This is a genomic window from Arthrobacter sp. GQ119 (assembly GCF_059759125.1).
This window is the reverse complement of the sequence record NZ_JCAXEA010000005.1, coordinates 29,137-43,084: the sequence shown is the minus strand read 5'-3', so window position 1 is coordinate 43,084 and position 13,948 is coordinate 29,137. Positions and strand designations below refer to the sequence as shown.

The 13,948-nt window shown below is 65.8% G+C and carries 14 protein-coding genes; 8 read left to right on the top strand and 6 right to left on the bottom strand.

The window, feature by feature from the left end; all coding sequences use genetic code 11:
• Window positions 1–7 precede the first annotated feature (7 nt).
• The 3 genes from AC6CH3_RS06140 to AC6CH3_RS06130 form a co-directional block, all read right to left on the bottom strand.
• A complete protein-coding gene (locus AC6CH3_RS06140; RefSeq protein WP_498131580.1) occupies window positions 8–757 on the bottom strand; it encodes a LamB/YcsF family protein in 750 nt (249 codons plus the stop codon).
• The gene (locus tag AC6CH3_RS06135; RefSeq protein ID WP_498131579.1) at window positions 741–1,565 is read right to left on the bottom strand and encodes a hypothetical protein; all 825 of its coding nucleotides are present in this window, start codon (window positions 1,563–1,565) and stop codon (window positions 741–743) included. The genes AC6CH3_RS06140 and AC6CH3_RS06135 overlap by 17 nt, the downstream gene beginning before the upstream one ends.
• A 71-nt stretch (window positions 1,566–1,636) precedes the next feature.
• Window positions 1,637–2,227, bottom strand: coding sequence for a hypothetical protein (locus AC6CH3_RS06130; protein WP_498131578.1), 591 nt, complete (start codon window positions 2,225–2,227; stop codon window positions 1,637–1,639).
• A 61-nt stretch (window positions 2,228–2,288) separates the two neighbouring features.
• Here AC6CH3_RS06130 and AC6CH3_RS06125 point away from each other — a divergent pair, with 61 nt between their 5' ends.
• A complete protein-coding gene (locus tag AC6CH3_RS06125) occupies window positions 2,289–3,602 on the top strand; it encodes an MFS transporter (protein ID WP_498131577.1) in 1,314 nt (437 codons plus the stop codon).
• Window positions 3,603–3,711: 109 nt separating this feature from the next.
• Here AC6CH3_RS06125 and AC6CH3_RS06120 read toward each other — a convergent pair whose 3' ends face one another.
• The 3 genes from AC6CH3_RS06120 to AC6CH3_RS06110 all read right to left on the bottom strand — a co-directional run bounded on the left by AC6CH3_RS06120 (window position 3,712) and on the right by AC6CH3_RS06110 (window position 7,948).
• Complete coding sequence (locus AC6CH3_RS06120; RefSeq protein ID WP_498131576.1) at window positions 3,712–6,081, bottom strand: glycoside hydrolase family 65 protein; 2,370 nt, start codon at window positions 6,079–6,081, stop codon at window positions 3,712–3,714.
• Window positions 6,082–6,166: 85 nt separating this feature from the next.
• Complete coding sequence (locus tag AC6CH3_RS06115; RefSeq protein ID WP_498131575.1) at window positions 6,167–6,913, bottom strand: HAD family hydrolase; 747 nt, start codon at window positions 6,911–6,913, stop codon at window positions 6,167–6,169.
• Between the two features lie 402 nt (window positions 6,914–7,315).
• Window positions 7,316–7,948, bottom strand: coding sequence for an alpha/beta hydrolase (locus AC6CH3_RS06110; protein ID WP_498131574.1), 633 nt, complete (start codon window positions 7,946–7,948; stop codon window positions 7,316–7,318).
• A 189-nt stretch (window positions 7,949–8,137) separates the two neighbouring features.
• Here AC6CH3_RS06110 and AC6CH3_RS06105 point away from each other — a divergent pair, with 189 nt between their 5' ends.
• The 7 genes from AC6CH3_RS06105 (at window position 8,138) to AC6CH3_RS06075 (ending at window position 13,948) form a co-directional block, all read left to right on the top strand.
• On the top strand, window positions 8,138–8,395 hold the full coding sequence (locus AC6CH3_RS06105) for a DUF6458 family protein (protein ID WP_498131573.1): 258 nt from the start codon (window positions 8,138–8,140) through the stop codon (window positions 8,393–8,395).
• A gap of 306 nt (window positions 8,396–8,701) precedes the next feature.
• Window positions 8,702–9,511, top strand: coding sequence for a DeoR/GlpR family DNA-binding transcription regulator (locus AC6CH3_RS06100; protein ID WP_498131572.1), 810 nt, complete (start codon window positions 8,702–8,704; stop codon window positions 9,509–9,511).
• Entirely contained in the window at window positions 9,508–10,506 is a 999-nt protein-coding gene (locus AC6CH3_RS06095) for a 1-phosphofructokinase family hexose kinase (RefSeq protein ID WP_498131571.1), read from the top strand. The genes AC6CH3_RS06100 and AC6CH3_RS06095 overlap by 4 nt, the downstream gene beginning before the upstream one ends.
• Window positions 10,507–10,508: 2 nt before the next feature.
• The gene (locus AC6CH3_RS06090) at window positions 10,509–12,566 is read left to right on the top strand and encodes a PTS fructose transporter subunit IIABC (protein ID WP_498131570.1); all 2,058 of its coding nucleotides are present in this window, start codon (window positions 10,509–10,511) and stop codon (window positions 12,564–12,566) included.
• Between the two features lie 50 nt (window positions 12,567–12,616).
• Window positions 12,617–12,895, top strand: a complete 279-nt coding sequence (locus AC6CH3_RS06085; RefSeq protein WP_076799084.1) for an HPr family phosphocarrier protein — start codon at window positions 12,617–12,619, stop codon at window positions 12,893–12,895.
• Window positions 12,896–13,158: 263 nt separating this feature from the next.
• Complete coding sequence (locus tag AC6CH3_RS06080; protein WP_498131569.1) at window positions 13,159–13,629, top strand: SRPBCC family protein; 471 nt, start codon at window positions 13,159–13,161, stop codon at window positions 13,627–13,629.
• Between the two features lie 52 nt (window positions 13,630–13,681).
• The gene (locus tag AC6CH3_RS06075; protein ID WP_498131568.1) at window positions 13,682–13,948 is read left to right on the top strand and encodes a DUF7218 family protein; all 267 of its coding nucleotides are present in this window, start codon (window positions 13,682–13,684) and stop codon (window positions 13,946–13,948) included.

Sequence of the window (13,948 nt, the reverse complement as noted above, 5' to 3'; positions counted from 1 at the left end):
CGGCCGATCAGGCGAAGGGCTGCATCTCCACTCCGGCCTCCTCGAGGCCGGAGCGGACAGCGGCGGCCATGTCCACGGCGCCGGGCGTGTCGCCGTGGATACACAGCGAATCCGGGTCAACCCGGACCACCGTGCCGTCCACTGCGACCACCTCGCCCTTCAGCGCCAGGCGAACGGCCCGCTCAACAATGGGCCCGACGTCGTGCAGCACGGCACCGTCCTGCGACCGCGGCACCAGGGTGCCGTCCGGGAGATAGGCGCGGTCAACAAAAGCCTCGCGGAAGACGGGGTGGCCGGCTTCGCCGGCGTGCTTCAGCAGTTCAGAGCCAGGCAGTCCGAGAACCGGCAGTCCCTCGTCGTAGGCATGGATGGCGGCGACGACGGCGGCCGCCTGCTCCGCATCATGGAACGTCCGGTTGTACAGGGCACCGTGGGGTTTGACGTAGTCCACCGACGCGCCCACGGCGTGAGCCACTCCGTCCAGCGCCCCAAGCTGGTACAGGACATCCCCGAACAGCTCGTCAAAGGACATGTCCAGGGACCGACGACCGAAACCGGCAAGGTCCCGGTAGCCGACATGGGCACCCACAGTGACGTCCAGTTCGAAGGCAGCCCGGCAGCTGTCCAGCATGGTCACAGGATCCCCGGCATGAAAGCCGCAGGCCACATTGGCGCTGGTGACCAGCTGGAACATGGCGGCGTCATCGCCCATGCGCCAGGAACCGAAGGACTCTCCCAGGTCAGCGTTCAGATCCACCGTTGCCACCTTCGGGCTTAGGGGCCACAGGGGCCGTTGCTTCGGTTGCCGCAGCTATGCGCAACTCACCTGGAATGGTATCCGGCATCGGGCCGAACGCTTCCTTTGCATTGGCCACCACGGCCCGGCCCATCATGAGGTTGCCGGCTCCGCCCACCACCGCTCCGATTCCGAACGGGAGTGCCCGGCCGAACAGCGCTGTTCCCTGGCGCCTCAGCAGGCTTCGCAGGAATACTTTCTGGACGCGCTCGCGGATGGAGCCGAAGCCCGATGACGGCATCCTGCGGGCGATGACGTTCCCCCAGGCCTGCGTGGCCCCCTTGCCCTTGCCGAGTGCCTGGCCGCTCAGTGAGCCGAGCAGGGCAGTCCCTTCTTCGCCCAGCATCACGGCCATGACCATGGTGCTGGCTTTATCGGGGTCGGTCATTCTGATGCCATGCAGTTCAGCCAGCGAGGTCGCATAGAGGGCTGTCGCTTCGAGGAAGGCCACGGTGGCTGCCGCCGAAAGACCCAGCGAAGCAATGGTCCCGACACCGGGCACGACGGCGGTCGCTCCTACGAGGGCACCTCCGCCTGTGACGGCGGCCAGGTAGTCGCGTTCCAGCCTGTCGGCAAGCTGCGCGGCGGAAGCACGCGGATACCGCCGTTGAAGCCTGCGAAGGTTGGCCACCACCAAAGGCCGCTGGATGTTTACAGCCCGCAGCAGCAGATTGTGGACGCCGGGCTTGGGATTGCCTTGGGCATCGAACACCGCATTGTGTGCAGTTTCCTGGGCGATTTTCATCGCCGGGTTGCGTCGCTTGGCCATCTTCACCTCTACCTCGGAGCAGCCGACAGCAGGGTGCTGCCGTCTTGCCTTAACACTAGGCCACAGTGCAGCTAGACCATCCAGGATTCAGCCACGGCAAGGTACGCGGACGAGGAAGGGCCGCGCGGCCCCGGATAGACGGTGGGTGCGCCGGGCCATTCAACACCGAACTCAGACAGCCGCCCTGTACTGCACGGCAGGTAGACGTTGTTCAGGGAGGCGCTGGCGGGCCCGAGCTGGAACTCGGGTGCGGCGAACTGCCGCCGGTCCAGTACGCCGGTGATCTCCAGCGCAGCCCGGCGGCCCGTGGCTTTGAATCCGCGCTCAAGGTTTACCTGCACCTCGAATTCGTCCTGCGTGTGGCTGATGCCGTTGAGCGGGAAGCGCGCGGCCTCGGGGAAATAGCGGCTCAACTCGTTGGCCAGGGTTGCGGCGAAGAATTCGTCAGCGCCGTAGCTGCGCCAGCCCTGGAGGGTGGCCACCAGCAAGGCGGTCCCGGTTCCCCACTTGGACCAGTCGGCGACCCAGAAGGAGGCGAAACAGCTGGCCGGTTCACCGGGAACATGAACCCCGTGACGGTCCACGGGGTGCAGGGCGAGTCCATAGTTGGCCCCAATCAGCGCCACGCTGCGCCGCCGCGGTGCGGCGGGTATGTTCCCCATACCCCGAGCCTAACCCGGAGCACCTGTTACCCAACGGAGGTGCCGGGCCTAAAATTGCACCGTGCCACTCCCCCGCGCCCTTCGCCCCTTTGCCCACCGCGAGTACCGCGTGCTGATCGCGGCACTGGCAGTGTCCATCTTCGGCTCAGGCATGTGGGCCGTGGCCATGGTGTATCAGGTCATCCATCTCGGCGGCGGCCCGCTGGAACTTTCGGTGGTGGCCGCCGCCGGAAGCGTCGGGCTGGTGGCATTTGTCCTTGCCGGCGGGATCGCCGCGGACCGCTTTCCGCAGCGGCTCCTGATCATCGGCGTGGAGGGCGCCAACCTGGCGGTGATTGCCGGCATCAGCGGGCTGGCTCTCGCGGGCTGGCTCCAGCTGTGGCATCTGATGGCAGGAGCGTTCGTCCTGGGCGTGGGAGCCGCGTTCTTCTTCCCGGCCTACTCCGCGATTCTGCCGCGCATCCTGCCGCCCGGCGACCTGCTGGCGGCCAACGGCATGGAAGGGACGATGCGCCCCATGCTGCAGCAGGCCGCAGGGCCTGCCGTGGCCGGTATCGTCGTTGCCGCACTGTCGCCGTCGCATGCCGTGACGGGTGTGGCCGCATGCCATCTGCTGGCCTTCATCATCCTGAACTTCCTCGGCCAGCACGCTCTCGAGGCCCCGGCCAACGGCACAGCCCAGGAACACCACGGTCACGGGGAACCGCAGAAAGCTTCGTTCTTCGGGGAGCTCCGGGAGGGGATCAGCTATACACTGCAGACCCCCTGGCTGCTCTGGACACTCCTTTGGGCCTGCATCTCTGTCCTCTTCCTGATCGGCCCCATCGAAGTACTGATCCCGTTCGTCGTCCGCGACCAGCTGAACGGGGACTCCAGGATGTTCGGCTTCCTGCTGGCCGTCATGGGCGTGGGCAGCGCGGTTGCTTCGCTCGTGACCGCCTCCTTCCGGCTGCCCCGGCGCTACCTGACGGTGATGATGGTTTCATGGGGCGCCGGCACCCTCCCCTTGGCCGCGGTGGGAATCATCGACAGCTTTTGGCTGCTGGCCCTGGCGCTCTTCATCTTCGGCGCCACCGGCAGCGTGGGAATGGTGATCTGGGGAACGCTGCTTCAGCGGCGCGTTCCGCCGCATTTGCTCGGCCGCGTCTCGAGCCTCGATTTCTTTGTCTCGCTCGCCCTGATGCCCGTGTCCATGGCTCTGGCGGGACCTGCCGCGGAAGCGTTCCCCATCTGGGCCATCTTCCTGTTCGCGGGCGGCGTCTGCCCCCTGATGGCCGTCGTTGCCATGGCTGCCGCCCGGATGCCGGCAGACGAGACGGCCCACCCGCTGGACCGGCACCACGACGTCTCCGCTGACGCCAACGCCAAACGCTGACAAACACGGAACCGCACGCAATACCGCAACGTGGGAAACAAGATGGCCGGCTACCCCAAGGGGTAGCCGGCCATCTGCTGTACAGGCGCGCTTTATCAGGCAGGCGGCATCAGTCGCGTGCCCGCACCACCGGGATGCTTGCCGTGGGAGGGCCGCTCGGGAACACGGTGGGCTCGGGCACCTCGACGGGATCGAGTGCCACGTGGACGGCGTCGGCGCCCACTGGATGGATGCCGCCCCGTACATCGATGTCCAGCGGCTCGCCCTCCACCACACGCAGGATGATGCCGGCGGGGTCGAGGTCCACCGACAGCAGCCGCCCCTGGAGCTTGAGGTGGAACGAGAGGCTGTCCCATTCCGCGGGAAGCCGCGGGTCGAAGTACGGGACAGGGCCCTGGTCCCGGAGGCCGGCGAAGCCAGACACCAGGGAACTCCACACGCCGCCCGTCGAGGCAATGTGCACGCCGTCGATCGTGTTGCCGTGGGAGTCGTCCAGGTCGATGAACGCCGCATTCGTGAAGTGCTCCAGGGCCGCATTCCGGTAGCCGACCTCGGCGGCCATGATGCCCTGGACGCATGCGGACAGCGTCGAGTCACCGGTGGTGATGGGGTCGTAAAAATCGAACGCGCGCCGCTTCTCCTCAGGAGTGAACTCCTGCCACTGCAGGAACATGGCGAGCACCGTGTCGGCCTGCTTCAGGACCTGGTGCCGGTAGATCACGAGGGGGTGGAAGTGCAGGAGCAGCGGGTACTTGGAGCGGGGCGTCGTCCAGTCCCAGGGCTCCAGGGTCATGAAGTCGTTGTCCTGCGAGTACACCTGAAAATGCTCGTCGAACGGCAGCTGGATCCTGGCCGCCGCCGCTTCCCAAAGCTGCCGCTCGGCGTCGTCAACCGCCGCGTGGTCCAGCGCTGCCGCGGCCCGCAGGTTGAACCGCGCCATAACGTTGGTGTAGAGGTTGTCGTTCACCACGGCCGTGTACTCGTCCGGGCCGGTCACGCCATGGATATGGAACTGGCCGTCCTTTCCGAAGAAGCCCAGCGACGCCCACATGCGCGCGGTTTCGATCAGCAGGTCCGCGCCCATGCCGCTGCGGAACTCGGCGTCGCCGCTGGCCCATACGTACCTGTTGGCGGCGAAGGCAATGGCCGCGGCAATGTGGAACTGCGCGGTGCCGGCGGCGTAGTACGCGCTGGCCTCCAGCCCGTTGATGGTGCGCCACGGGAAGAGAGCCCCGTCCACGCTGAGCTCTTTGGCCCGGATCTTTGCCTCAGGCAGCATCTCGTGGCGGAACTCCAGGACCTGCCGGGCGCCGTCGGGGTTTGAGTAGGTCAGGTACGGCAGGAGGTAAACCTCCTGGTCCCAGAAGTAGTGCCCCTCGTAGCCGGAGCCGCTGACGCCCTTGGCCGGGATGCCGGCAACGCCGGCGCGGGCGGTGGCCTGGGCAAGCTGGAACAGGTTCCAGCGGATGGCCTGCTGCAGCTCGGGCTGGCCGCCCACCCTGATGTCTGTGGTCGCCCAGTATCCGCGGTAATGGGTCTCACTTTCCGCGAAGACTTCCGCCACCGTCTTCAGGCCTGCCTCGGCGGCGGCGGCCGGTTCCTGGCCCGCTGCGGCGTCAGCCGTGCCCGGCAGGCCCTCGCGGGTACCGCCGGCCACTGAGTAGCTGACGCTCTTTTCAAGCCGGAACGGCTCATCGGCTCCGACAGCCAGAACATACCGGACGCTGCTTTCGTCCTGGTCCACCTGGGTGTCGAACGGCTGGTGGCCTGCGGAGGTCCAGTGGTCGACGGCGATTCCCACACGCTGCTTCGACTCTGCGGCTTCCCAGGAAAGACGGAGCGAGCCGTCGCCGCCGTCGAGCTTCACCGGCAGCAGGACGCGGCCGGCGTGCCGGCCGGCACGGCGGGGATCGTGGGAGGAGTGGTCCTCCACAGGCTGGTCCTGCCGGTTGAGCACGCAAGAGGTGATATCGGCGGAGACCTGGCGGTCCGCCGAAAGCTCCAGGGAAATGCCGAGGCAGCCCCGGGACTCGAAGCCCACGGCACGGCGCTCCACGGTGGTGACGGTGGCGCCCGAGCGGCACTGCCACACGATGCGGCATTCGTAGACTCCTGTGGAGAAGTCGACGGACCGGCGGTAATCCAGCACCACGGACTCGGCGAGGCTCAGCGTCTCGCCGTCGACGATGACCGTGAAGTTGTTGGCATCGGGGATGTAGAGGATGCGCTGGCCGGTGCGGGCGAAACCGTAGGCATTTTCGGCGTGCTTGATATCCCAGATCTCATGGAACCCGTTGATGAAGCTGCCAGGAAGCTCAGCGTCCGCCGCTGCCCAGTGGGCACCCCTGATGCCCAGATGGCCGTTGCCAAGGGCAAAGAGAGTTTCCAGGGCGCCGGCGTTGCCGGGAGCATGGCTCGTCTCCACGAGCTTCCAGGGGTCGTTGGGGAAGCGGGCGCGGTCAGCAGTAATGAGTGCCATGAGTGGCGTTCCTTTGGCGGTTGGAGGTGCGGCCAGGGTTGGGGACCTGGCGGTAATTCCGGCGGGCCGGGGCTAAACGGGCCGGTTAGAGCAGCTCGTCGAGATCGTTGACGACGAGCGTGGCACCCGCATCCAGCAGTGTCTGGCGCCCTGCGCCGCGGTCCACTCCGATCACTGAGTGGAAGTTGCCCGCGCTGCCTGCCTGCACGCCGGAAACGGCGTCCTCGACGACGACGCACTCCTCGCTGGGCAGCTCCAGCAGCCTGGCCGCGTAGTCATAGGTCGCCGGGCTGGGCTTGCCGGGCAGGCCTTCCGCGGCTGCAACGACGCCGTCAACCACCACCGGGAAGTGGACGTCCAGCCCTGCCGCGCGCAGCACAGAAGGAGCGTTGCGGGACGAGGAGACGACGGCGACCTTGAGTCCGCGGGCGAGTGCCGCTTCCAGGAAGCGCACTGACCCTGTGTAGGGGTCAACGCCGGCGCTGACGATGTCGTTAAAGATCTTGTTCTTGCGGTTGCCCAGCCCCTGGACCGTCTGGTTGTCAGGGTTGTCGTCGGTGGGACCCTCGGGCAGTTCGATGCCGCGTGAGGTCAGGAAGTCCCGCACGCCGTCGAACCTCGGCTTGCCGTCGATGTGGTCGAAGTAGTCGCTCTCCCGGTAGCCGGTTGTCCCGGGCAGCGAGGCCAGGTAGCCGTCGAAGAGCTCCTGCCACGCGCGCTCGTGGACCACCGCGGTGGGCGTGAGGACGCCGTCCAGGTCGAAGAGGATGGCAGACGCGCCAGTCCAGCCCGTGTGGCCGTGGCCGTGGCTGGTGCTCAGAACTTCAGTCATGCCGGTGCGGTGTCCTTTCGGATTGCGGACAGCAGTGGTTGGGGACCATGCAGGGAGGGGGTGCCATCGTTGGCGGCAGATCATTGGGTGTGCGTTCTTCGGCACGGGTCAGTTGCGCGGCGCTGGGCTTCTTGCTGCGGAGCTTCTTGCTGCGGAGCTTCGTATGGCACGGGGTCACGTGGCGTACGGGCGCGGGCGCACTGGGAAACGTCTTCTTCCATGATGAGGGCGGTGGCCCGTGAGGGCAAACCTGCCATGTCTTCGTGGAGCATGCCTCGCTCGATCCAGCCCTTTCAGCACTCCGGCAGCGGACCGTTGGTCGCGGCCGAACATGAGTGTAAGCGCTCACAAATTTGCCCGGCAACTGTTTTTAAGACCGGTGTTTTAGAACCAGCTGAAGTTTTACGGCTGCGGGCCCGGTGACAGGACGTAGTGGCGCAGGAACGTGCTGACGTCCACCATCTCCTTCTTGGACATAGCATGGCCCATTCCGGGGTAGGTTCGTGCCGTCAGCTGGGTATGGGTGTCCAGCCACTCCGCCGTATAGGCGATGGCTTCGTCATTGATGACCATGTCCGCCTTGTCCCGCCCCCAGAAAAACGGCGGCGGGGCGTCAAAGGATTCACTCAAGGCCAGGAGATCGTTGTTCAGGACAAAACCGGAAAGCCCGACGACGGCAGGAAAGTCCCGGGGCCGCAGCCGCAGCAGCGTGCTGGCCATCGCCATCCCCTGCGAGTACCCCAGCAGGCTGACGCTGCTGTGCCCGCCTTTGACGGCGTCAATCCAGGAAAGGACCGAGTTGGCGGCCGCGATGACATCGGCAAAGTCGTTCGTAAGGAAGTAATCGAGCAGGAACCAGCCGTAGCCGCCCGCGATCGGCATCGGCGCCCGCAGCGCAGCGCAGGTGAATTCAGCCGGGAGGTGGTCGAAGAGGTTCACCATCCGCGATTCGTCCGTGCCATAGCCATGCATCATCACGAGCAGCGGCGTCCCGGCACGCTCAGCCGCCGGCTTCGACCACACCACCGTCTCCATTCGGACAAGCCTATCCAGTCCTGTACACCCTTCTTGCGCCTGACCTGCGCGTTTGATTGAAAGTGCGTTTGGTGCGATGTAGCCTGACGATTAACAGCATGCTTAGCAAGTGGCGCATGACAGGCCGTACTTACCAAGTTGCGAGAAGTCAGCTAATGCCGAGAAGTCCGCTAACGCAAGGAGCACGTCATGAGAATCGGTTCCGCTATTTTCCTTATTGCCCTGGGTGCAATCCTCGCCTGGGCCGTCACCCCGGGACTCATTCCCAACGTTGACCAGGCCCTGATCGGATACATCCTGATGGTCGTCGGCGTCATCGGCCTGATCGTATCCCTCGTGATGGCCAACCCCGGCAGGAGCCGCCGCGTCAGCGAATCGCGCTCGGTGGTCGACCCCAACACCGGCGAGCGCATTACCCGCAACGAGAGCCGTGACGGCGGCGTATAACACCGCCGGCGCACCTCATTCCCCGCGCCTCAATCCACGGACAGTCTTCCGTGAAGCTGCAGATCAAGCACCGGACAGCCGGGCCAGACCTCCGGGTCCGGCCCGGCGTTTTGGTTTCATGTTGGTTTTTCGTTGACAAAGCAACATGAACAAAGATAAAGTCAAGTAATTGCAGATCATGTGATGGCAATCACTGGATGACAGTCGCCGAGATGGCAGTCACTGGTGAAGCCGCTTTCCTGATCTGGAATGACCGGATGTTTTCGCAGTACTAACACAGGGCAGTACTTACGCAATGGAGGGTATGTGTTCGCCGAGGAGCGTCAGCAGCAGATCGCAGGGCTCGTTGCAGCCAGCGGCCGCGCCAGCGTGACCGACCTCGCAGAACGCTTCCGGATCACCACCGAAACCGTCCGCCGCGACCTCGCCGCCCTCGAATCCGCCGGCACCGTCAGGCGCGTCCACGGCGGTGCCGTTTCAGCAGACCGCTTCAGCACAACTGAAGAAAGCATCCTGGAACGGACCATTCAGCGCCAGGAGCAGAAGCTCCGCATCGCGGAGGCCGCCCTCGCCTTCCTGCCGCAGGGACCCTCAAGCAGCATCGTCCTCGACGCAGGCTCCACCACCGAGGTTCTGGCCGACCTCCTCTCCCGCCGCAGCACCGGAAGGGCCTCTTCCAAGGGAGCAGACAGGGACCAGGAACTCGTGGTCATCACACACGCCGTCCCCATCGCCGCCAAACTTGCCAGCACGCCCGGCATCGCGCTGCAGATCCTCGGCGGCCGCGTCCGGGGACTGACAAAGGCGGCCGTCGGACAGGCAACCGTAGATGCGGCGAACAAACTCCGCCCGGACATCGCCTTCGTGGGAACCAACGGCATCCACGCAAGCTTTGGACTGAGCACCCCCGACCCCGAGGAGGCGGCCGTCAAGGCTGCCTTCGTCCATTCGGCCCGCCGCATTGTGGTGCTGGCCGATTCGTCCAAGCTGGACGCGGAAACGCTGGTCCAGTTCGCCTCGTTGAAAGATCTGGACACAGTGATCACTGACCGCAAACCCAGCCGAGAACTAGCCGCGGCGCTCGCAGACGCCGGCGTGGAGGTGGTCATCGCATGATTGTCACCCTCACAGCCAACCCGAGCCTCGACCGCACGGTGGCGCTTCCCGGGCCGCTCGAACGCGGCGAAGTGCAGCGTGCCGTCTCTGTGAGCCAGGAGTCCGGCGGCAAGGGAGTCAACGTCTCCCGCGCCCTCGTGGCTTCCGGGCTCGAGACCCTCGCGGTTCTGCCCGGGGCAGATTCGGACCCCGTCATCGCCGGACTGCGCGACGCCAAAGTTCCCTTTGCCGCCCTGGCCATCCACGAACCCCTGCGGACGAACGTAGCGCTCACGGAGCCGGGCGGCGTCACCACCAAGATCAACGAGCCCGGCCCCGTGCTCGATGAGGAGGCGCAGGAAGCCCTCATCGGCCTGCTGCTGGAACGCGCCCAAGGCGCCAGCTGGGTTGTCCTCGCGGGGTCGCTCCCGCCAGGAGTTCCTGCCGATTTTTACGCCACCGTCACCCGGAGGCTGCGTTCGGCGGACACTGGAAACAGCGTTCCGCAGATCGCCGTCGACTCCTCCGGGGCGCCGCTCGCGGCGGCCATCGCCGCCGATGCAGCAGGGGCAGTTTCCGGGAAACCGGATCTGCTCAAACCCAACGCCGAGGAGCTAGCGGAACTCGCTGCCGCAGCAGGTTTCGCCTCGGTGAGCACGGCTGAGGAGCTCGAAGCGGATCCGGAGGCTGCCGCGGCAGCCGCCGCCGCCGTCGTGCGTTCCGGTGTGGGGGCCGTGCTGGCAACGCTCGGTTCAAAGGGCGCTGTCCTCGTGACGGCCGACGGCGCGTGGCTGGCCACGCATCCGCCAGTCACCGCGGTCAGTACGGTCGGCGCGGGCGATTCGTCGCTGGCCGGCTATCTGCTCGCCGCAGACCAGGGCGCCGCCCCGGCTGACCGACTCCGTCAAGCTGTGGCGCATGGCGCCGCAGCCGCATCCCTGCCGGGCTCCACAGTCCCGGCAGTCCACCAAACCACCCCCGATGCCGTAACCATCACGGCTCTCCGGAAGGATTGACAGTGACTCAGCTCATCACCACCGACCTGGTCGAGCTCGACCAGAACCTGGGCAATTCGCCCGAGGACGTGATCCGGCATCTGGCAGGCCGGGTTGCCGCCGTTGGCCGCGCCAGCGAAGTCGAAGGCCTCTTCACGGACGCCTTCGCCCGCGAGCAGAAAACCGCCACCGGCGTGCCCGGCGGAATCGCCATCCCGCACTGCCGCTCGGAGGCGGTGACCGAACCGACGCTCGCCATGGCCCGGCTCTCCCAGAAGGTTGACTTCGGAGCGAAGGACGGCCCCGCAGACCTCATCTTCTTCATCGCGGCACCGTCCGGCGCTGACCAGGAGCACCTCAAGCTGCTGTCCAAGCTCGCCCGGTCCCTGATCAAGAAGGACTTCACCGCAGGCCTGCGCGCCGCGTCTACGGAGGCGGAGGTTGTAGAACTCGTCGAAGGCGCGCTGGCTGACAAGCCGGCTGCACACGCAGCTGCCGCCCCCTCCGGGGAGCCGGTGGCCAGCGGTGCAGAAGCGTCAGCGGCCGGGATGCCGGGAGCTACCGGCGGCGCTACCGCAAAGAGCGGCCCCAAGCGCCTCGTGGCCGTCACGGCCTGCCCCACCGGCATTGCACACACCTACATGGCTGCCGACTCCCTCGTGGCAGCAGCGCAGGAAGTGGGCGTTGACCTTCAGGTGGAAACCCAGGGTTCCTCGGGCGCGAAGCCGCTGGACCCGGCTGTTATCGCCGCGGCCGACGCCGTGATCTTCGCCGTGGACGTGGATGTGCGCGGCAAGGAGCGCTTCGCGGGCAAGCCCGTCATTAACGCCCCGGTCAAGCGCGGCATCGACGAACCCGCCAAGATGGTGCAGGAAGCACTGGACGCCGCGGACAACCCCAACGCCCGCCGCGTGCCGCACTTCGGCGCCGAAGAGCAGGCCGAACAGGAAGCCACCGAAAAGGGCGAGCACATCGGCCAGAAGCTGAAGAGGGCACTGCTCACCGGTGTCAGCTACATGATTCCGTTCGTGGCCGGCGGCGGTCTGCTGATCGCCCTGGGCTTCCTGCTGGGTGGGTACGACATCACCGAAGTCGCTGACACCGTTGTTCTCGAGAACAACTTCGGCAACCTGCCTGAAGGCGGCCTCGCCATCTACCTGGGTGCCGTGATGTTCAAGATCGGCGCCCTGTCCATGGGCTTCCTGGTGCCGGCCCTGGCGGGATACATCGCCTACGCCATTGCGGACAGGCCAGGCATTGCACCGGGCTTCGTTTCCGGTGCCGTGGCCGGCTTCATGGGTGCCGGCTTCCTCGGCGGCATCGTCGGCGGCCTGCTCGCCGGCTACATCGCCCACGTGATCGGCAGCTGGGCCGTACCGCGCTGGCTGCGCGGCCTGATGCCCGTCGTCATCATTCCGCTGCTGGCATCGATCGTCGCCTCCGGCCTGATGTTCATGGTGCTGGGTGGCCCGATCGCCGGCCTCACCGCCGCACTGAACGGCTGGCTCTCGGGCATGACGGGCGCCTCGGCAGTTGTCCTCGGAATCATCCTCGGCCTCATGATGTGCTTCGACCTTGGCGGACCGGTTAACAAGGTGGCCTACGCCTTCGCGGTTGCCGGCCTGAGCGCCGGAAGCGCCACCAACCAGGCGCCATGGCAGATCATGGCAACCGTCATGGCCGCCGGCATGGTGCCGCCGCTCGCCATGGCCCTCGCAACCGTCCTGGACAAGAAGCTCTTCAGCCTGGCCGAGCGCGAGAACGGCAAGGCCGCCTGGCTGCTCGGTGCCTCCTTCATCTCCGAGGGAGCCATCCCGTTCGCCGCAGCCGATCCGCTGCGCGTCATCCCGGCCAGCATGGCCGGCGGCGCCGTCACCGGCGCACTCAGCATGGCCTTCGGCGTCACGTCGCAGGCGCCGCACGGCGGAATCTTCGTATTCTTCGCCATCGGCAACGTGCTGATGTTCGTCCTCTCCATCGTGGCCGGAATGGTGGTCACTGCCCTGGCAGTCCTCGCCCTAAAGCGCTGGGCCGTCCGCAAGTCCGTTGATACCGTGGAGCAGGTTCCAGTAACTGTCTGATCCGCTGGCCTCCAGCACCCCAATCACCACTGCAATTGCAAGGAGCAGAAATGTCCGAACGTACCGCAACCGTCGCCAGCCGAGTGGGCCTGCACGCGCGTCCCGCAGCTATCTTCGCCGAGGCAGCAGGCGAGTTTGACCTCGACATCACCATCGCCCGCGAAGGTGAGCCGGCGGACGAAGCCATGGACGCCGCCAGCATCCTGTCCCTCATGAGCCTTGGCGCATCGCACGGCGACGTTGTGGTGCTGCGGGCAGAGGGCGACGGCGCGGACGCCGCCCTCGACCGCCTGGTCCAGATCCTTGAGACGGACCACGACGCCGAATAAGTCGCTGGCCTCTTAGCGGCCGGCCCCTGCAGCTTCCCGACAGACCGGGAGGCGTGCAGGGGCCGGCCGCTGCCGTTTCCGGATTCTTTCACCTGCCGAAAACTGATAGCTAAGCAAACTTACTAGTTTCTTGTTTTTGCCCTTCAGCCCCACTAGTTTGGAAATGTGGTTCCGCTGTTCCACAAGCACCGCGTTCCATGAGCACCGCGTTCCATGAGCACCGTTCCATAAGCACCGACACCGGTCTGAAGGAGGATGACAGAGTGGCAACCCTGCACGAAAGCATCGAGGTCGAAGTTCCGGTCAGCACCGCCTACAACCAGTGGACGCAGTTCGAATCCTTTCCCCGCTTCATGAAAGGCGTGGAGTCCGTCAAGCAAATCGATGAGACTTCGCTGCATTTCCGTACCAGGGTGGCCGGGGTCAAGCGGGAGTATGACGCCCAGATCCTGGAGCAGACGCCGGACAAGTGCATAGCGTGGGTCAGCAAGGACAAGCCACGCAACGCCGGAAGGGTCACGTTCGAAGGCCTCGGCGAGGATCTCTGCCGGGTGAACGTGGAGCTCGAGTGGGAGCCGGAAGGCCTCCTGGAGAGGACCGGCGCAGCGGCACATGTCGATGAAACCCAGGTCGAGTCCGACCTGCTGCGCTTCAAGGAGTTCATCGAGTCACGCGGCATCGAAACCGGCGCTTGGCGGGCTTCCGTTGACCGCGGAGAGGTAGACGCCCCGTAGGGGACGCCAGCCCTGGGAACCCAGCACTAAAAACAGAGTCCTGGAGGTAGCGATGCCTGAGAAAAAGAACCCCAGCGTAAAGGATCCCAAAGTCTACGAAAAGCTTCGTGATGAAGGGGCCTCAAAGCAGAAGGCGGCCCGCATCTCGAACGCAGCCGCAAAGAAGGGCCGGTCCGAGGTAGGCCGCAAGGGCGGCAAGTCCGGGGACTACGACGACTGGACGGTGGACCAATTGAAGGCCAAAGCCAAGGAGATTGGCCTCAAGGGCTACTCAGGCAAGAAGAAGAGCGAACTCATCTCCGCGCTCAGAAACTCCTGA